The sequence below is a fragment of the Erythrobacter sp. S259 genome (genome assembly GCF_057364965.1).
The window spans coordinates 1,204,564-1,224,033 of record NZ_CP200286.1; the positions used below are offsets into that span (position 1 = coordinate 1,204,564).

Annotated in this window: 16 protein-coding genes and 1 tRNA gene; 14 read left to right on the forward strand and 3 right to left on the reverse strand. The window is 56.9% G+C overall.

The window, feature by feature from the left end:
* Positions 1 to 3 precede the first annotated feature (3 nt).
* Both dnaJ and AC0V60_RS05715 read left to right on the forward strand, forming a co-directional pair.
* Positions 4 to 1,146 carry a molecular chaperone DnaJ gene (dnaJ, locus tag AC0V60_RS05710; RefSeq protein ID WP_486177542.1) on the forward strand — a complete coding sequence of 381 codons (1,143 nt, stop codon included), beginning with the start codon at positions 4 to 6 and terminating at the stop codon, positions 1,144 to 1,146.
* Between the two features lie 118 nt (positions 1,147 to 1,264).
* Complete coding sequence (locus AC0V60_RS05715) at positions 1,265 to 2,146, forward strand: MBL fold metallo-hydrolase (RefSeq protein WP_486177543.1); 882 nt, start codon at positions 1,265 to 1,267, stop codon at positions 2,144 to 2,146.
* Here AC0V60_RS05715 and AC0V60_RS05720 read toward each other — a convergent pair.
* A complete protein-coding gene (locus AC0V60_RS05720) occupies positions 2,143 to 4,470 on the reverse strand; it encodes a patatin-like protein (RefSeq protein WP_486177544.1) in 2,328 nt (775 codons plus the stop codon). The genes AC0V60_RS05715 and AC0V60_RS05720 overlap by 4 nt on opposite strands.
* A 74-nt stretch (positions 4,471 to 4,544) precedes the next feature.
* Between AC0V60_RS05720 and radA the strand changes: the two genes are divergently transcribed.
* The 8 genes from radA to rnr all read left to right on the forward strand — a co-directional run bounded on the left by radA (position 4,545) and on the right by rnr (position 14,287).
* Entirely contained in the window at positions 4,545 to 5,912 is a 1,368-nt protein-coding gene (gene radA / locus AC0V60_RS05725) for a DNA repair protein RadA (protein WP_486177545.1), read from the forward strand.
* A 14-nt stretch (positions 5,913 to 5,926) separates the two neighbouring features.
* Positions 5,927 to 6,460, forward strand: coding sequence for a CvpA family protein (locus tag AC0V60_RS05730; RefSeq protein ID WP_486177546.1), 534 nt, complete (start codon positions 5,927 to 5,929; stop codon positions 6,458 to 6,460).
* Between the two features lie 23 nt (positions 6,461 to 6,483).
* Positions 6,484 to 6,921, forward strand: coding sequence for an iron-sulfur cluster assembly scaffold protein (locus AC0V60_RS05735; protein WP_486177547.1), 438 nt, complete (start codon positions 6,484 to 6,486; stop codon positions 6,919 to 6,921).
* A 76-nt stretch (positions 6,922 to 6,997) separates the two neighbouring features.
* Positions 6,998 to 8,668 (forward strand): MFS transporter, encoded by a 1,671-nt coding sequence (locus AC0V60_RS05740; RefSeq protein ID WP_486177548.1) that lies wholly within the window; start codon positions 6,998 to 7,000, stop codon positions 8,666 to 8,668.
* Positions 8,655 to 9,689 (forward strand): alanine racemase, encoded by a 1,035-nt coding sequence (gene alr / locus AC0V60_RS05745; protein WP_486177549.1) that lies wholly within the window; start codon positions 8,655 to 8,657, stop codon positions 9,687 to 9,689. Before AC0V60_RS05740 ends, alr begins: the two co-directional genes overlap by 14 nt.
* A gap of 94 nt (positions 9,690 to 9,783) precedes the next feature.
* Positions 9,784 to 10,371 carry a polyhydroxyalkanoate synthesis repressor PhaR gene (gene phaR / locus AC0V60_RS05750; RefSeq protein WP_486177550.1) on the forward strand — a complete coding sequence of 196 codons (588 nt, stop codon included), beginning with the start codon at positions 9,784 to 9,786 and terminating at the stop codon, positions 10,369 to 10,371.
* A 52-nt stretch (positions 10,372 to 10,423) separates the two neighbouring features.
* Positions 10,424 to 11,968 carry a proline--tRNA ligase gene (gene proS / locus AC0V60_RS05755; protein ID WP_486177551.1) on the forward strand — a complete coding sequence of 515 codons (1,545 nt, stop codon included), beginning with the start codon at positions 10,424 to 10,426 and terminating at the stop codon, positions 11,966 to 11,968.
* A gap of 33 nt (positions 11,969 to 12,001) precedes the next feature.
* Positions 12,002 to 14,287, forward strand: a complete 2,286-nt coding sequence (gene rnr, locus AC0V60_RS05760) for a ribonuclease R (RefSeq protein ID WP_486177552.1) — start codon at positions 12,002 to 12,004, stop codon at positions 14,285 to 14,287.
* Positions 14,288 to 14,303: 16 nt separating this feature from the next.
* Here the strand turns inward: rnr and AC0V60_RS05765 are convergent, their stop codons facing one another.
* Positions 14,304 to 14,756 carry a universal stress protein gene (locus tag AC0V60_RS05765; RefSeq protein ID WP_486177553.1) on the reverse strand — a complete coding sequence of 151 codons (453 nt, stop codon included), beginning with the start codon at positions 14,754 to 14,756 and terminating at the stop codon, positions 14,304 to 14,306.
* Between the two features lie 172 nt (positions 14,757 to 14,928).
* On the opposite strand from AC0V60_RS05765, the gene AC0V60_RS05770 reads away from it, so the two are divergent.
* From AC0V60_RS05770 to lpdA, 3 genes are all read left to right on the forward strand, one after another.
* Positions 14,929 to 16,329: a 2-oxo acid dehydrogenase subunit E2 gene (locus AC0V60_RS05770; protein WP_486177554.1), complete on the forward strand. Its 1,401-nt coding sequence runs from the start codon at positions 14,929 to 14,931 to the stop codon at positions 16,327 to 16,329.
* Positions 16,330 to 16,339: 10 nt separating this feature from the next.
* Positions 16,340 to 16,768: a hypothetical protein gene (locus tag AC0V60_RS05775; RefSeq protein ID WP_486177555.1), complete on the forward strand. Its 429-nt coding sequence runs from the start codon at positions 16,340 to 16,342 to the stop codon at positions 16,766 to 16,768.
* A gap of 168 nt (positions 16,769 to 16,936) precedes the next feature.
* Complete coding sequence (gene lpdA / locus AC0V60_RS05780; protein ID WP_486177556.1) at positions 16,937 to 18,349, forward strand: dihydrolipoyl dehydrogenase; 1,413 nt, start codon at positions 16,937 to 16,939, stop codon at positions 18,347 to 18,349.
* A 44-nt stretch (positions 18,350 to 18,393) separates the two neighbouring features.
* On the opposite strand, the gene AC0V60_RS05785 is transcribed toward lpdA, so the two are convergent.
* Positions 18,394 to 18,483, reverse strand: a tRNA-Ser gene (locus AC0V60_RS05785).
* Between the two features lie 69 nt (positions 18,484 to 18,552).
* Between AC0V60_RS05785 and AC0V60_RS05790 the strand changes: the two genes are divergently transcribed.
* Positions 18,553 to 19,467, forward strand: a complete 915-nt coding sequence (locus tag AC0V60_RS05790; RefSeq protein WP_486177557.1) for an aminotransferase class IV — start codon at positions 18,553 to 18,555, stop codon at positions 19,465 to 19,467.
* Positions 19,468 to 19,470: the final 3 nt, after the last annotated feature.

Sequence of the window (19,470 nt, forward strand, 5' to 3'; positions counted from 1 at the left end):
CTCATGGCTGATTACTACCAAACCCTCGGTGTTTCCCGCGATGTTGACGCGGGCACGCTTAAATCCGCCTATCGCAAGGCTGCGATGAAGTGGCACCCGGACCGCAATCCGGGCGACGCGGAGGCTGAGGCAAAATTCAAGGCGCTTGGCGAGGCGTACGAAGTCCTCAAAGACCCTCAGAAGCGCGCCGCATATGACCGCTTTGGTCACGAAGCCTTTACCCAAGGCATGGCTGGCGGTGGTGGTCCCGGAAGCGGATTTGGTGGCGGCCAAGAGGGCTTTGGCGATATCGGCGATATTTTCGAGACCATTTTCGGCAGTGCCTTTGGTGGCGGCGGCGGAATGGGCGGCGGGCGCCAGCGTCAACGCCGTGGCGCCGATCTTCGCTATGATATGGAGATTAGCCTCGAAGAAGCATTCGACGGCAAAACCACCGAGATTGAAATCGAAGTCAGCACCGGTTGCAACAGCTGCGACGGCTCTGGCGCTACGCCGGGCACAGGAGAGCGCACCTGTACGACATGCCGCGGTGCAGGCGCTGTTCGCGCCAAGCAGGGCCTTTTTGTAGTCGAACGTCCGTGTCCCACTTGCGGCGGGCAGGGCGCAATCATCGAAGACCCATGCGGCGACTGCCGGGGTGAAGGCAGGGTCGACAAGGCCCAAACTCTTGAAGTTGAAATACCGCCCGGCGTCGACACCGGCACGCGCATTCGCCTTTCTGGTAAGGGCGAAGCAGGCGGCAGAGGCGCCCCTGCTGGCGATTTGTACATCTTCATTCACGTTAAGCAGCACGCATTGTTTGAGCGCGAGGGAACCACTCTTGCGACGCGCGTGCCCGTTACTTTCACCACGGCGGCGCTGGGCGGAAGCGTAGACATTCCCGATCTTGATGGTTCGACCAACACCATCGACATCCCGGTTGGCATCCAATCGGGCAAGCAGCTTCGCGTGCGCGGTGCCGGTATGCCTGTGCTCCAAGGGCGAGGGCGCGGTGACTTAGTCGTGGAAATTAAGGTCGAAACTCCGACCAAGCTTTCGCGTAAGCAGAAAGAGCTGCTCGAAGAATTCCGCGAAACGGAAACAGGCGACGAGTGCCCCGAAAGCAGAAGCTTTTTCACCAAGCTCAAGGATGCGTTTGGCGCTTAAACTCTAGGGCTGCTTAGGGCTCGAAAGAGTCGCCCTCAAATTGCAGTCATATGTGTCAGTATTGCTCGACACCCTTGCTCCGATTTCCTACGATCTGCGGGTCAAAGGAGTCATTGAGATGAAAACTATCCGCCGGATCACCACCACAATAGCCGCCGCAACATTGCTAGCCTCACCCGCATGGGCACAGCGTAATTTTGACGGCGTCGAGATCACGGCAGAGGAAATCGCGCCGGGTATCGCGGTCCTGTTCGGTGCAGGGGGGAACATTGGGGTGAGCCATGGCAGCGAAGCCACTCTTATAATTGACGATCAGTTTGCGCCGCTATCTACCAAGATCGAGCGCGCTATTGCGAATTTGGGAGCAACCCCTGTGAAGTATGTGGTGAACACCCATTGGCACTTCGACCACACGGGCGGAAACGAGCATTTCGGCAAGACAGGCGCGACGATCTTTGCGCACGACAATGTGCGCGTGCGTATGGCGAAAGGAACCGAGCGGATACCAGCTGCCTCGGCTGAAGCCTTGCCGGTTGTCACCTATGCGCAAGGCCTTCGCATTAATCTCAACAATGACACGATCAATTTGATGTTCTTCGGCGGCGGCCATACCGACGGAGACAGCGTCGCGATTTGGGAGAACGCCAATGTGATCCACATGGGCGATCTTTATTTCAACATTCCTGGATATCCCTTCATCGACACCAATTCTGGCGGCAACGTCTACGATGCGCTGCGGACGCTCGATGTTGTGCTTGCTATGATTGATAGCGACACCAAAGTCATTCCCGGTCACGGTCCGATGTCCAACACCGCAGAGCTTACCGCTTACCGTGCTATGATTGGTGAAGCCGTTGCCCGCGTTGATGCTTTGCGTGAGAAAGGGATGACCCTCGAAGAAACAGTCGCTGCAAAGCCATTGGACGGCATCGACCGAGGTGAGGGCGGATTCATCAGCGCTGACGCATTCGTCACGGCGATCTGGGACAGCAACCGCTAGCCCAGTTTCGCCTTCACCTCGCCCCGCAGTTTCGCGATGAGACCTTTTTCGCATCTCCCCGCTGCACTTTCCTCGTCTAAAATAGCGAGGAACACATCGCGCTTTGCTTTGCGCATGGCGACAGTTGGCATGGGGTGATCAAGGGTCGAGGTGATGAGGTCAATCATCCGTTCCGCCCCGTGCAAACGTCCCCACAGATAATCGTTCTCCCGGTAACTGCGGCTGAAGAACGCACCAAAGTTATAAAACTCAGTGCCTCGCAATGTGGCCTGTGTCCCGCCTTCTCGGATAGACCGTGCATCATCTGGTGAAATCCGGTCGATCTTGATCGGATTGTATTCATCAAGCCGCTCACTTTGCATCAAAGGCAAGGTTGCCACGTCGTAGAATGGGAAACCCAAATAGGTGAGGAGCATGCGTCTGCGCAGATTGCGGGGCATGTCTGATAAGGCTTCGCTTAAAAGCGTCTCTGCCTTGTCGTCCAGTTTCGCCTCCAGACGATGGACCGCCAGATAGTCAAGAACCGCCGCCGGGTTCACCAGCACATCTGCCGCTATCGCTGCGAAATCCTCTCCAAAATACAGCGGGTCATAAGCCTGGTTGTACATGGCCAGAATTTCGTAGATCTTGGTCCGCGCAATATCGAGAGCATCGTCCGGGATCTCCGGATCAATCTCCCAGTCACGAGATAGGCGCCGGGCTAGCAATTGCAGGCGCCGAACCCGGAAACCGACATCGTGCTTCTGGAAAAACGCAATCGCCTCAGCACTTGCGCCGCCCGCCTCTTGGCATAGATTAGCCAGCCCTTGAGCCTCGAGCTCGCGCCGGAACACTTCTGCGATGGTGGCTGTATCAGAAGTCTCGCCGCCGTCGGATGCGTCTAGGGTCAACTTCGCAAGCCGTTCCAATATCACGCTGTACTTGGTTTGAGCATAGGCGCTGAATGTATAGCCCGCGCGCTCGGCTGCTGCCTGCTGAGCTTTTGACCGCCAGCTTGAAAGCCGCTTGGGCGTTGGGCTGTCGAGGAAGAAAGTAAGCCCAAACAGCTTTTCCACCGCGCGGTCAATTTCTGGCCTTAGCCCAAGGATGATTTGGCGCAGACGGTGAGCATCGCGTGATTGCTTTTCAATCCGTTCAAGATCATCGCGGATTGGCTGCTCGCGCGGGATCGTTGAAAGCGCACCAAAGATGGTGCCGAACCAGCCCAGCGGGTCAGGCTTAGCCCGCTCAACGCCTTCGGGAGTGCTTACCGGCGCGCGGTCAGGCCTCGGCTCAATATAGACAAAACGGCGATCAACCTCGCGCTGGGATGTGCGTCCCTCCATCGCCTTTAGTGCGGCTCCAAACGGGGCATTCACCAGAACAGCGCCATCAATGAGGGCGACCTCGTCAATCGTACCGCTTCTCATATGGGCAGGCATCGTGCGCGCCAGAAAAGCACCGCGTGAGGCCCAGTGATGGCCTTTCGATGCGCCAAGCTGGTCTATTTCATCGAGGATTAGCGGGGGAAAGGCGCCTGGAAAACTGGCTGTCGCGCGCGCGGCTACAACAAGCTCAAGCCGGTCTGCCAATTCCTGACCACCGCTTACCGGAGCGTTCGAACAAAATTCAATTGGCATGCGGTGTTCAGTTTCCTGGACTACCTCAGGAGAATTCAGCCGCAGCCGCTCTGCGTGGCCTCTGAAATCCGTGGCAGTCACAAACAAATTCACCGGGTGGTGAGGCGGCAGGAGCACAGGGCCATGCTCACCCGCACTCATGCTTTCGAGCGCCTCGAACAGCATCTCTGAAAAGCGTTCGCCTGAAAATGGCGGCCCAAACCATCGCCCTCGCACCAGTGACGAAACCTTGTCCCGCACTTCATTGCGCGTTTCTGGGGCTACGGTTTCATCCACCGCATTCCCGTTTCTTCGCAGGAACAAGTCTGCAAACGGCTGCGCCCAAAACTTTGCAAAGCGCCAGACCGGTTTAGCCTCTGACGCAGTAAGCTCGCTAACGTCTGCATTGCGCAGCCAGAGGTCAGTGATGGGATCTAGAGATCCGCCAGAATACAGAGCCTGCGCCAGAAACACGGCGTTGATCCCGCCAGCGCTCGCTCCTGTCAAAATATCAGGGATAATCCTAAGACGCAGCTCATGCTCGGTTTCGATGCGCCCAAGCAGCGTTTTGTAGACCCCCGCCACACCGTCCAGCTCTTCGCCATCAAGGTGCGCGCGGCTGGCTCTGGCGACGTGCCAAATTTCTTTAGTGACGCCGTGCATATAGACCGCAAGACTGACACCGCCATAACAGACGAGAGCGAGGCGAAGTTCTTTTTGGCGCATTCCAAGGTCTTCATGGAGGGTTTTGTCACAGTTCGCAATTGCGTTCCTCAAATGTTCTGGTTATTCTTATTGATATGGCAAAGCCCAAAAAGAGATTTGTTTGCTCAAATTGCGGCGCGGTTAGCCCGCGTTGGCAAGGGCAATGTGCAGATTGCGGGGAATGGAACACGCTGACGGAGGATGTTCCCGCAACAGTTTTCTCGCAGAAACATGACCTTTCAACCGGGGGAAGGGGCATTGAATTTGTCCCTCTTAATCGGCCTGCTGAATTACCAGTGCGCAAATCCACTGGCCTTGCAGAATTCGACCGCGCTTTGGGAGGCGGCATTGTCCCTGGTTCAGCTGTGCTGATGGGCGGTGATCCGGGAATTGGGAAATCCACTTTGCTGCTTCAAACCGCTGCGACCATTGCGCGCGGCGGAAACGATGTGGTCTATGTCAGCGGCGAGGAAGCCACCGGACAGGTGAGGCTTCGCGCACAGCGGCTGGGCGTGGCCGATGCTCCTATCCGGCTGGCGGCTGAGACGTCTGTTCGCGATATCCTGACCACTTTGGGACAAGGAGAGCCGCCCGCGCTTTTGATCATTGATTCGATTCAAACAATGCACTCCGACACCATCGAAGGCGCGCCCGGAACAGTCAGTCAGGTGCGCGGCTGCGCTTTGGAGCTCATTCGTTTTGCCAAGGCGACCGGCACTGCGCTTGTGCTGGTTGGCCATGTCACCAAGGATGGAAACATCGCAGGGCCCCGCGTGCTTGAACATATGGTCGATGTGGTGATGAGCTTTGAGGGCGAGCGCAGCCATCAATACCGCATCCTTCGAGCGCTCAAAAACCGGTTTGGCGCTGTTGATGAGATTGGCGTATTTTCTATGGTGAGCGAAGGGTTGGAAGAGGTTTCAAATCCCTCAATGCTGTTTTTGTCAGGCCGTGATCAGCCGCTTGCAGGAAGCGCAGTTTTTCCCGCTCTTGAAGGAACGCGGCCCGTATTGGTTGAGATACAAGCGCTTATTGTACGCTTGCAGTCAGGTGCGACACCTCGCCGCGCGGTGGTGGGATGGGACAATGGGCGGCTGGCGATGCTGCTTGCGGTTTTGGAATCGCGGTGCGGTCTCAATTTTTCATCATGCGAGGTCTATCTGAATATTGCGGGGGGCTACCGGCTGGCCGATCCCGCTGCGGATCTTGCAGTCGCAGCAGCCCTTGTCTCTGCGCTCGCTGATAAGCCGCTGCCGGACAAATCTTCGTGGTTCGGCGAGGTGTCGCTGGCAGGCGAAATTCGGCCCGTCGCCCACGCTGACCTCAGATTGCGTGAGGCAGCGAAGCTTGGTTTTGCAAATGGGTACGGACCATCGGATGCAAAGACCGGCTCACCGAGGCTTAATTACAAAGGGATTGGACAGCTTTCCAATCTCGTTGACCAGATCATTGCAAAAGCATAATTCGCAAAACTATTATGACCGGGTTTGATATTATCGTTTTGATCATCGTCGCTGTAGCGGCGGTTGGAGGGTTTTTGAGAGGCCTTGTGCAAGAGGTACTCAGTTTAGGGGCGTGGATCCTGGCAGCTTGCTCGGTCTATTACCTGCACGGCGACTTGACCGGGTATCTGCTGCAACTCTATCCGCTTGATCCCGGCGCTAGCATTTTGGCTTTCGCAATCCTTTTGCTGATCCCGTATGCAGCGATGAAGCTTATTGCTGGCAATGTTGGGGAGGCATCGCGGGGCTCGATCCTTGGGCCCATCGACCGGGTTCTGGGGTTTGGCTTTGGCGCGATAAAGGGCTCGCTCATTGTTATCTTTGCCTTTTCGCTTCTCGTGCTCGGGTTTGACACGGTCTGGGGATATAAGGGCCGCCCAGACTGGATAGCGCAGGCGCGCACATATCCGGCAGCTGATGCGTTCTCGCGCGAGCTTGTTCAAATGATCGCAGAGCGCCGTTCAAAGCTGCTGGGCGAGAGTGAGAACGCCGATGATGGCGAAGGGTAGGCTGCAATGTCACTGAGCGCCCAGTGAGTAAGCTTTACACGCCCGGTCTCTTGGCTTTGGCAACGCAGCTCTCCGATTTTCCGTTGGATAAAGAGTTCACCTACCGCACACAGGCCCGCTCGCGCACCTGCGGCAGCTCTATCGCGCTTGGCGTGGATGTGGATAGCGAGCGCCGGATCACACAAATCGGCATGCAGGTGAGCGCGTGCGCCATCGGGCAAAGCTCCGCAGCCATCATGGCGTCGGGCGCAAGAGGGCGGTCTGTCGGCGAAATCAACGCGGCGCAAAAAGAGATCGAGGAATGGCTCGTCTCCGGCATCGCAGAGGAAGCAAAGCTTCCTGAATGGCCCGGTTTTGGCGCGCTTGAATCGGCGTTGCTGCATAAAGGCCGTCACGGCGCTTTGTTATTAGCGTGGACGGCCATCACACAGGCGCTTTCCACCGTGCAAAGCGCGCGCTAAACCCTTCATCTGAGGGAGCGCGCAGCGCATAACTGCGCCGGGCCAACAGTTTAGGGTCAAGGCAAACGGGGAACCCATGTCATCACCATCTGTAACAAGTGACGCAGCCGCACTCGCCGCGCGCCAACCGACGAAGAAAGAAATCCGCCTGGTCGTTGGGGCATCAAGCGCAGGGACCGTTTTCGAATGGTATGATTTCTTCATCTACGGAACGCTGGCTTACATTCTGAAAGACGCGTTTTACGATGTTGATGATCCGACGCTTGGCCTCTTGCTGGTCTGGTCGACCTTTGCGGTTGGATTTGCCTTTCGTCCGATTGGCGCGATCCTGTTCGGCTTTCTAGGCGATAAGCTTGGCCGCAAATACACTTTCCTGGTGACCGTCACCTTGATGGGAATAGCGACAGCAGGCGTTGGCTTTATCCCGACAGTCGACAGCATCGGTGTAGCGGCACCCATAATCGTGATCGTTTTGCGTGTCCTTCAGGGGCTGGCTTTGGGCGGCGAATATGGCGGGGCTGCGATTTATGTCGCCGAACATTCCCCACCCGATCAGCGCGGCTATTACACCAGCTATATCCAGGCGAGCGTGGCGGGCGGATTTGTTCTCTCGATCATTGTTGTTCTCGCTTGCCGTTTCCTTATTCCAGAGGCCGAGTTTGAGGCATGGGGCTGGCGTGTGCCGTTTCTTTTGTCCATTCTCTTGCTCGCGATCTCCTTGTGGATGCGACTGATGCTCTCTGAAAGCCCGGTGTTTCAGGCGATGAAGGAAGCGGGCGAGACGAGCGGCAATCCCTTCATTGAAAGCTTCACCTATCCCGGCAACAAAAAGCGTATTTTTGTCGCGCTCTTCGGGGTCACCGGGATACTCACCACGATTTGGTACACTGCGTTTTTCTCAGGCATGAGCTTCCTTCGCGGACCCATGCATGTTGATGCGTTCACGGTGGAGCTGATCTTGCTGGTTGCAGGCGCAATCGGAATGAGCTTTTACATCTTTGTCGGTAAATGGTCTGACAAAGTCGGGCGCAAGCTTCCCATCATGATCGGCGCTATCGCAACGCTTGCTTTGTTGTTCCCGGCGTTTTGGGGCCTTGGCAACCTTGCCAATCCCGCTCTTGCCGAGGCCTCTGAGAAAACGCCGATTGTGGTAACAGGGCCGGGCTGTGTGACCGATCCATTCGCAGAACTGTTTGACCGGGATCAGACCGATTGCGGCAAAATCCTTGGCACGCTGACTGCATCTGGTGTGTCCTACACTCTTGTGCCGGGAGACAAACTTTCGATCACCGTTGATGGCAATGACATTAATGATGAGCCCCAATGGTATGAAAGCGGCCAAGCACGAACCGAAGGTTTGCAAAATGCGCTAAGCCAATTCGGGTTCGATTTCTCAAAGCAGCAGCCCGGCTTTGCCAATGTCGTTGGCATAATCGCGATTCTGCTTATGTTAGCGATGCTATCAGCGCTCACATATGGATCAGTCGCGGCGCTCTTGTCAGAAATGTTTCCGCCCAAAATCCGCTACTCCTCCATGTCGATCCCCTATCATATTGGAGCAGGCTATCTCGGCGGGTTTTTGCCTTTGATCGCTGGCGTTATCGTTGCCAGCACGGGCAATATCTACGCGGGGCTTTGGTACACCTGGAGCGTGGTGGCGTTTGGTATGCTGGTGGCGTGGTGGGGCCTGCCAAGCGGTCCGCCAAGGGACTTTGAAGACGACCTTGGCGCTGATGCAAGCACCTGAGCCGACACTAAGGCTGCGCGTCGACCGCGAGGCGCTGACCCACAATTGGAAGGCTCTTGATGAGCTGTCAGGCGAGGCGTCTGCGGGCGCTGCGGTCAAGGCTGACTGCTACGGTCTGGGCGTCGATCCATGCGTGCCGGCTTTGCGCGGTGCGGGGTGCGAGAGCTTCTTTGCCGCGCATTGGAGCGAGGTTGCGGCCCTTTTAGACTATGTCCCTGGGCAGCAAATCGCTGTGCTTCATGGACCTGTGCGGGATAGCGATGTCGCCTATGCCAAGGCGGTGGGCGCGGTTCCGGTGATAAATTCCCTTGCCCAAGCGCGCCGATGGGCTGTTGGGGGCGGAGGGATCTGCCATCTCATGATCGACACAGGGATCAACCGCTTAGGGCTGGCACCAAGTGAACTCGGCGACCCTGCGATTGCCAAACTCGATGTTGATGTTGTGATGAGCCATTTGGCGAGCGCAGATGAAGACGGTGAGACCAATCGCCAGCAACTCGCCGCATTCAAGGCCTGCCTGCCGCAGGTCTCCCACAAGCGCGCTAGCCTCGCAAACAGTGCCGGAATAGTGCTCGGGCCTGACTATACGTTTGATCTGACACGGCCAGGACTAGCGCTTTACGGCGGCATTCCTCGCTTTGAGCTTAAACCTCTCATCAGGCAAGTCGCCCACCTTGAGGCAGCAGTCATGCAAGTGCGAGCGCTGAATGCAGGGGACGCGGTTGGATACAACGGTGAATTCGTAGCCAAGAGCAATCTTCGCGCCGGTACAGTGTCCTTGGGTTATGCCGATGGTTTCCTTCGCGCACGCGGGCCGGGCAACGCGCTCTTTTCAGGCGGCGCCCGGTTGCCGATCCTTGGTAAGGTGTCGATGGACATGGTTGTGGTCGATCTCTCCGCCGCACAGCACATAGGGGAGGGGGATTGGCTCCGAGTGCCCTTCGACCTCCCTTATGCTGCGCAGCAAAGCGCTTTTTCCCAATATGAATTGCTCACGACGCTGGGCACGCGTTGGGGCTGAAAAGAGCGATTTACCAACAGGGACAAGAGCGTTGTTGCACTGCACTTTGTGCACATGCTAAATATGATGCAAATTACACTTTTCAGGAAAACCCATGGCTCGCAAATCTTCAGAGGCGGTAATGAATGTGTCTGAAGGCACAATTGTCATCAAGAAATACGCCAATCGGCGGCTCTACAACACCGCTTCGTCGAGTTATATCACGCTCGAAGACCTCGCCAGGATGGTGCGTGAAAATGTCGAATTTGCCGTCTTCGATGCGAAGTCTGGCGATGACATCACCCATTCAATCCTCACCCAGATTATCATGGATGAGGAAGCCAATGGCGAGCAGATGCTGCCCGTCAGCTTCCTGCGGCAGCTCATCTCTATGTATGGCAATTCGATGCAGAGTATGATGCCATCCTATCTTGAGGCAACCGTGACGAACTTCCGCGAGAAACAGGGGGAAATTCGTGAGGCCTTTGAAAAGGGTATGCAGCACAATCCGATAAGCGCGATCCATGAAACCAATATGGCAATGATGCGCGCTGCAGCAGAGACCTTTATTCCCGGCGTGGGGGGCAAGGGCCCCGCAAAGAAAACAAATGCGCCGCAAGCAGGCGGTTCGAACGACGAAATCGCCGCGCTGCGAGAGCAAATGGCCGCAATGCAAAAGAAGCTGGACGACCTTGGCAAATAGGGGCAGGCCGCCCGCTCATGCTTAAGTGCTGCAACCAATAGGAAACACCAAAGTGTCTAACGTTCGCCACGCGCTCAATGTGAAGCGCGAAGCTGATTTTGCAAAATGGTACCAAGAAGTCATCACCGCCGCCGATCTTGCTGAGGAATCGGGTGTGCGCGGCTGTATGGTGATCAAGCCATGGGGCTACGGGATTTGGGAACGGGTTCAGCGTTTGATGGATGACCGCATCAAGGCCGCCGGTATTGCAAACGCTTATTTTCCATTGTTCATCCCGCTCGCCAATTTCGAACGCGAGGCGGATCACGTCGACGGGTTTGCTAAGGAGATGGCTGTTGTCACTCACCACCGCCTGATTGCGGATGGGAAGGGCGGGCTTATCCCTGACCCTGAGGCGAAGCTTGAAGAGCCGCTGGTGGTGCGTCCCACCTCAGAGACCATCATTGGCGATGCCATGGCGCGCTGGGTGCAATCGTGGCGCGATTTGCCGCTCATGCTCAACCAATGGGCGAATGTGGTGCGCTGGGAAATGCGCACGCGGATGTTCCTTCGCACCTCTGAATTTCTTTGGCAGGAAGGCCACACGGCGCATGCAACGCGCGAGGAGGCTTTGGAAGAAACCCACCGCGCTCTGGAGATGTACCGCGCGTGTCTCGAAGAAGACCTCGCCATGCCTGTGATCGCGGGCGAGAAGCCTGAGAACGAGCGTTTTCCCGGCGCAGATGAAACATGGTCGGTTGAAGCCATGATGCAGGACGGCAAGGCTCTGCAAGCGGGCACTTCGCATTATCTGGGCACCTCTTTCGCAAGCGCTGCTGGCATCAATTATCAAGACAAAGACGGAGAGCATCAGCTGTGCCACACCACAAGCTGGGGCACCTCTACCCGCATGATCGGCGGCGTTGTGATGACCCACGGCGATGATGACGGATTGCGCGTTCCCCCACGCATTGCGCCGCATCAGATCATCATCCTGCCGATGCTTCGCGATAAGCCGGAGGACGAGGCTGTTTTGGCCTATTGTGAGGAAGTTCGCCAATCGCTTGTCGGATCGGACGCTTTGGGTGAACCTATCCGCATACTGCTCGACAAATCCCCCGGTAAGGCTGCGACCAAGCGCTGGAATTGGGTCAAGAAGGGTGCACCCATTATCGTCGAGGTGGGCCCGCGCGATATGGAGAACGGTAAGGTCGCTGTGCTGCGCCGCGATGCGCTTTGGAATTTGGACAATGGCAAGGCCGCCATGGCCTTCACCCCCCGCGATGAATTCGCAGCAAATGCGGCTGAGCTTCTTGAAGACATCCAAAAGAGTCTGTTTAACGAAGCGAAAGAGCGCCGGGATGCAAACATCACCCGCGGGATGACCGACTGGCATGATGTGGTAAACTTCTTCCGCAAAGGCGGCAAATATCCCGGCTGGGTTGAGGTGCAATGGGCCAAACTTGGCGGCGATGAGCTTGCTGCTGTGGTCGAAAAGCTCAAAGCGGAGAAGCTGACGTTCCGCAACGTGCCACGCGGCGGCGAAGCGGCAGAGGGGACCTGCATATTCTCAGGCAAACCGGCCAGTGAGCGAATTCTGGTGGCGCGCGCCTACTAAATGGCCAATCGAAAATCTTCACATCCTCAAGGGATGCCAAGCAAAAAACAGATACTGGAGTTCATCCAGTCCTCTGATTTGCCCGCTGGCAAGCGCGAAATTGCGCGCGCCTTTGGGCTCAAAGGTCAGGAGAAGATCACTCTCAAGCGTATCCTCAAGGATATGGCGGAAGAGGGGCTAATAGATGGCAAGAAGACCGCCTATCACCGGATGGGCGGAGTGCCCAAAGTGACCGTTCTGCGAGTGGTAGAGATTGAAGATGGCGAGCCGATCGCTGTTCCCGACAATTGGTCGCCCGAAGCGCCCCAAGACCCGCCCCGCGTGACGCTGAAAGAGATGAAGCAAAAGGGCGGTAAACGCGCGCCTGCGCTCAAACGCGGCGACCGGGTGCTGTCTCGCACCGAAGAAACCGACAGCGGGTGGACAGCCTACCCCATGAAAAAGCTCCCGCCTCGCACCGAGGGACTGATGGGCATCGTTGAGCTGGATGGCACCGGCAAACCCTGGCTTGCGCCTGTCGATAAACGCGTGCGCAATTCGGCAAAAATCGTGGATTTGGGCGAAGCACAGGAAGGCCAGCTTGTCATTGCTGAACGGGCAGGGCGCTCTGAGCGAGCAGGCGTCAAAGTTGTCGAAGTGGTAGGCGATCCGCTCGCACCCAAAAGCTTTAGTCTTATCGCGATTGCCAAACACGGCATCCCTCACGTCTTTCAAAAAGGGGTCCACGAAGAGGCTGCCCTCGCCGCTGAGTTGCGGCTTTCCGAGGAAAACCGCGAAGACCTGCGCCATGTACCAATAGTCGCTATCGACCCTGCCGATGCGCGCGATCATGACGATGCAATCTGGGCGGAACCCGATGGAGAAGGCGGCTTTAACGCGCTCATCGCCATTGCCGATGTGAGCTTTTATGTGCGCCCGGGGTCAGCGCTCGACAAAGAGGCAAGGAAGCGCGGCAATTCGGTCTATTTTCCCGACCGCGTCGTTCCAATGCTTCCTGAGGTTCTCTCAGCAGATGTGTGCTCATTGCGCGAAAAGAAAGACCGCGCGGCCATGGTGTGTCATGTGCATATCGACGCGCAGGGTTCGGTCAAGACACAGCGTTTCACCCGCGCGATTGTGCGAATTCATCACAATATTGCCTATGAAGATGCGCAGGCCGCAGTGGATACGGGCAAACCGCCGGAATACCTTGAAAACCTATGGGGCGCCTGGAAACTGCTCGCAGCGGCGCGCGAGAAGCGAGATCCGCTTGAGCTTGAATTGCCAGAGCGGCGCGTTGTGCTGAACGAAGAAGGCCAGATCGCAGAAATAGCTGTGCGCGAGCGGCTCGATGCACACCGGGTGGTGGAAGACTTTATGATCGCGGCCAATGTCGCAGCGGCCAAGGCGCTTGAGGCGAAAAACGCTCCTGTGGTTTACCGCAACCACGAGGTTCCCGCACGCGAGAAGATGATTGCTCTTCGCGACTATATGGCAACGCTGGGTAAAAAGCTCGCGCTTGGTCAGGTGGTTACGCCGGGTCTTTTTAACCGGCTTCTTAAAGACATCGAGGATGAAGCTGAGAAGGCTCAGTTAATGGAGCAGGTGCTGCGCAGCCAGACACAGGCATATTACGGCCCTGCGAACACAGGGCATTTTGGCCTGGCGCTGGGATCTTATGCGCATTTTACATCGCCCATTCGCCGCTATTCCGACCTTTTGGTGCACCGGGCATTGGTAGATGCCTATAAGCTTGAACAGCCCAAACCACCAGGTTCGCTGCCTGACACAAGCGGTCTCTCCGACAAAGACCGCGCCAACATCAAGGAAGTATGCGACGCGATCAGCCAAACGGAACGCCGCGCGATGGAGGCCGAGCGTGACACCGTGGACCGCTATGTTGCCGCATGGCTATCAGGCCGGGTGGGCGAGCAGTTCGACACCCGCATCACCGGGGTGCAAGGTTTCGGTTTCTTTGCGACGATCCTTGGGCTTGGCGGAGACGGACTGGTGCCGGTCTCAACGCTGGGATCAGAGCACTTCCATTACGAAGAAGCAGCGCAGGCACTGGTGGGCGAAAACAGCGGGACGACTTATAAAGCGGGCGATCATCTGAGACTGCAATTGGCGGAGGCGAATGCGCTCACAGGCGCGCTCAAATTTGCGCCGCTTGATGCAGATGGGAATGTGATTGAGCCGCGAGGATCGAGACCGGCCCCGCGTTATAAACGGACCGGAGCCGGAAAGGGTGCTCGAAAAGCGGGGCCAAAGAATGGCAAATACACCGCAGGAAAGCGCGGACGTCCCGGCAATATCCGGCATCAGGGCCGCCGGCGTTAGATCAGATGGACGAGGCTCAACCCTCGTGGTCGCTGTTTTCCTCATCATAGTTTGACGGCACGACATAGAGCGGACAGGATAACGTACCCGCCTGCGCTGCGAAGTGGGTGACTAGCGGTCCGGGAGAGCTTCCCTTTGCCGCGCCCAAGATGAGCGCTGCAACTTCAGTGTGGCCGCTAAGAAACTCGGTCACAATTTTCGCCCCATTGCCAATCTTGACTGAGATCGTCGGGAGAACGCCGCTTTCCGCAAGCAGATTTCCCGCAACGCCGTGCGCGAGCATCTCTGCCCGGTCACGCGCCTCTTGTTCGATCGTGGCCTGAACCCCGCCAAACGCGCTCACACTTTGCTGTGCGACAATTGCGAGCAAATGCACAGCGCCGCCGACCGCCACCGCACGCCGCGCCGCATAGCGCAAAGCCGCGCGCGCTTCGTCGCTTTCGTCAACAATGACAAGGAATGTGCGCATGAATGCTCCTCTGACCCACCAATCAGCTGCGTAGATATCTCGTTATTCGCTTTGATTTGCAAGTTTGCACTCTGCTCGGCGTCGCACAAGTATCAAAGACTTGCCCTAAGGCCGTGCAAGCCGTACCGGAAAGTTGCACCTTTCATAAAACTGATGAGGATCATCATAGCCGATGGCGATTGAACTCAAGATGCCTGCCCTTTCTCCCACTATGGAAGAGGGAACGCTCTCACGTTGGCTCGTGAAAGTGGGTGACGAAATCGCCTCAGGCGACATTATGGCTGAGATTGAAACCGACAAGGCGACGATGGAGTTTGAAGCGGTCGATGAGGGCACTTTGGCTGCGATCCTGATCGAGGAGGGTACAGAGAATGTGTCGGTTGGCACGGTTATCGCGATGCTCGCCGAGGAAGGCGAGGATGCAGGCGATGTGAGCGCGCCGTCTGCGGCATCTGCGCCAACACCTGAACCTGCGCCAGCACCTGAACCTGCCAAATCACCCGCTGCAGAACCCGCCCCTACTGCCAGTACTGCGAACGCCCCGAAAGCGAGCCCTCTTGCGCGCCGGATTGCGGCCAATGAAGGTGTAGACCTTTCAGGCGTCGAAGGTTCGGGTCCTAAGGGTCGCATCGTCAAAGCCGATGTGGAAGCAGCAAGCGGAGGCAGTGCAAGTGTGCCGGTCCGTTCAGGCGACCGCGTTATTGCATCACCGCTCGCGAAAAAGCTTGCAGGCGACAAAGGCATTGAGCTCGCCGACGTGTCAGGTACCGGCCCCGGCGGCCGTATCATCAAGAGCGATGTTGATAATTACGTGCCCGCCGCTGCACCAGCATCTGCGCCAAGCGAAGCTCCCAAAACCGCCACTCAGGTGCCTGAATTCGGCGCTCCATTTGAGGAAGAGAAGCTCTCCAACGTGCGCAAAGTCATCGCGCGCCGCCTCACTGAGAGCAAGCAGACCGTTCCGCACTATTATCTCACCATGGATATCGTGCTCGATCCGCTGCTTAAACTGCGCAGCGAGCTGAACGCCGCTCTAGAGGCAGACGGCGTAAAGCTTTCGGTCAATGATCTGCTGATCAAAGCGCTCGCAAAGGCTCTTATTCGCACTCCGCATTGTAATGTCAGCTACCACGGCGACACCATGCGCAAATACACGCGCGCCGATATCTCGGTAGCGGTGGCCGCGCCTTCGGGCCTGATCACTCCGGTCATCACCGAGGCGGACACCAAGCCACTTGCGCAGATTTCAGCAGAGATGAAAGCGCTTGCAGGCAAAGCGCGCGATGGAAAACTGCAACCGCATGAATATCAGGGTGGTACGGCCAGCCTCTCTAATCTCGGCATGTTCGGGATCAAGCAATTCGACGCCGTCATTAACCCGCCCCAAGGCATGATCCTTGCGGTTGGGGCAGGGCAAAAGGTGCCCTATGTGATCGACGGCGAGATCAAGCCCGCCACCGTCCTCCACGCCAGCGGCAGCTTTGACCACCGGGCGATTGACGGGGCCGAAGGGGCTCAGCTGATGGAAGCGCTCAAGAGCTTGATCGAGAACCCGATGGGATTGGTGGTATAGGCATCCTCGAGTGAACCATTGGATCACAATCCTCGGCAAGGGCATACTCATCGGCGTTTTGGCAGCGCTAGCAGCCGTTGCATTTGCAGCCGTCTTTGGCGTCTTGATGGAACCTGGGCACGGCACTCACGCGGACAATGAGGAAGCTTGGGGCCTGATATTGTCATTCGCTTTACTCGGCAGTCTGACCGTTGGACTACCAATTGCTTTACTCACATTTTGGCTTGCAGGTTCCCAGCTCGTACAGACCCCGCGGCTGCTCCCACAGATTACCTGTCTGGCCGGTGTTATGCTTTTGCTTGCAAGCTATGCACTAGCGGGCAGGAGCGCTGTCGCAATTCTTGGATTTCCGGCATTCGTCGCCGCCGTCACATACGGCATACTCGGATGGTTCTGGATATTAAAACCGATGCAAAACCGCAGCCTAGATCATGAGTGAGGGTTCACCTACGCACATCATCACGTGCTTGGAGAAGGCGATTAAGTCGCACCTTCTTTTATCTCATTTTCATACACCATGGCCCTCACTCAAGAGAGCAGGTTTTCCGCCCCAGAACAGTGTGCCAAGTGCGCTAAGCCACGAAACAAACAAGAAGGTTTTATAGCGATGTCAAATGCTTACGACGTTATCGTGTTGGGTTCAGGTCCGGGCGGCTATGTGGCTGCTATCCGGTGTGCGCAATTGGGCCTTAAAACGGCCATAGTCGAACGCGAGCTGCTTGGCGGGATATGCCTCAACTGGGGCTGTATCCCAACCAAAGCGATGCTGCGCTCAGCCGAAGTCTTTCACCAAATGCAGCACGCCTCCGACTATGGCCTGAGTGTTGCTGGCGAGATTGAGGCGGATCTCGCTGCGATTGTGAAGCGGTCACGCGGCGTTGCAAAACAGCTCAATCAGGGCGTCACGCATCTGATGAAGAAGAACAAGATCACCGTTCATATGGGCGAGGGCGCACTGACCGGCCCGACCACTTTGACGGTGACTGGTGAGAAAGGCTCGGAAGAGCTGAGCGCCAAGCACATCATCGTTGCAACCGGAGCACGGGCCCGTGATCTTCCCTTTGCGCCCGCAGATGGAAAGCGCATTTGGACGTACAGACACGCTATGACGCCGCCTGAGAAGCCCACCAAGCTGCTCGTGATTGGATCGGGTGCGATTGGGATTGAGTTTGCAAGCTTCTACAATGACATCGGCGTTGATGTGACGGTTGTTGAGATGCTCGACCGGATCGTGCCGGTGGAGGACGCGGATGTCTCGACCTTCCTTGAAAAGAGCCTGTCCAAGCAAGGCATTACAATCATGACCGGGGCAGGGGTCGAAGACCTGAAAGTGGGCGACAAAGGCGTGACCGCTACAATCAAGGACAAGGCCGGCAAAGCTGAGACCACCGAGTTCAGTCACGTCATCAGCGCCATTGGGATCGTGCCTAACACTGAAAATATCGGCGTAGACACATTGGCCGAAATGGACCGCGGGTTCATCCAGATTGACCCTTACGGCCGCACGAAGTCAGCGGGTCTGTGGGCGATTGGTGATTGTACACCGGGACCATGGCTCGCCCACAAAGCGAGCCACGAAGGCGTGACTGCGGCCGAAGCTATCGCACAGGAGCTAGGCGACACCAATGTTCACCCGCACGCGCTCGACCGCTCAAGCATCCCGGGCTGTACATACTGCCATCCACAAGTCGCAAGCGTCGGCATGACCGAGGCGGCAGCCAAGGATGAAGGCTACGAAGTCAAAGTCGGCAATTTCCCCTTTATCGGCAACGGCAAAGCGATTGCGCTGGGCGAAGCGGAAGGCTTCATCAAAACCGTTTTCGATGCGAAAACAGGCGAGCTACTCGGCGCGCATATGGTGGGCGCAGAAGTCACCGAATTGATTCAAGGCTACACCGTGGGCAAAACGCTTGAGACGACCGAGGCCGAGCTGATGCAAACGGTCTTCCCGCACCCGACGCTGTCAGAGATGATGCACGAAAGCGTCTTGAGCGCTTACGGTAAAGCGGTTCATATTTGAGGGGGCAAACCTCAACCAGCAAAGCAGCAGGCTGATGGGAAAAATGGCGGACAGTCAGGGATTCGAACCCTGGAAGGGCTTGCACCCTTGCTGGTTTTCAAGACCAGTGCATTCAACCACTCTGCCAACTGTCCGCGGTCGGAACGCTCGCTAGCGATGTGTGAGCGGCTTGTCACTACTGTATAGTGCGATAGAATGAAAAAATGGCAAAAGGCACACATGATTTCGCCCCCGACCCGCGAAATGAAACCATCCTGATCAGTGTCAATGGCACCCTCGTGCCCCGCAGCAAGGCGAGCGTATCTGTCTTCGACAGCGGATTTATGCTGGGAGACGGCGTATGGGAGGGCCTTCGCCTTCATCGCGGCAGGGTTGCCTTTCTTGGTGCGCATATGGACCGTCTTTATGAGGGCGCCAAAGCCATTGCGATGGACATCGGCCTTACGCGCGACGAGCTGGCGGCGCGGATTGATGCGGCGATTGATGGCAACGCGATGCGCGGCGAAGAAGGCGTCCACATCCGCCTGATGGTAACACGGGGCATTCGCTCCACACCTTATCAGGACCCGCGCGTGGTCATCTCGCCTGCGACCATCGTGATCATCCCGGAGTACAAAAGCCCCCTACCGTCGACCATTGAAACAGGCATCCGTCTCTTTACTGTTCATGTTCGGCGCGGAGACCCGGCTGTGCAGGATCAAAAGCTCAACTCGCATTCAAAGCTCAACTGTATCACCGCTTGCATTCAGGCGACACAGGCAGGCGCGGATGAAGCCTTGATGCTTGACCCCCATGGCTTTGTCGCGACGTGCAATTCCACTCACTTTTTCATAGTGCGTAAGGGCGAAGTCTGGACGTCGAGCGGCGATTATTGCCTTGGCGGGATCACCCGAAGCAATGTTATCAAAGTGTGCCGCGAGGCCGGCATTCCGGTGTTTGAGAAGAACTTCTCGCTCACCGATGTCTACGGCGCGGATGAGGCTTTTGTGACAGGAACCTTCGCAGGCGTCGTGCCCGTCACGGATATTGATGGGAGAGCGATCACGCCCGGTCGAGGCACGATGGTTGAGCGCCTACACGGGCTTTATCGGGCGCTGATGGAGCGGGATGTCGCGTGAAGC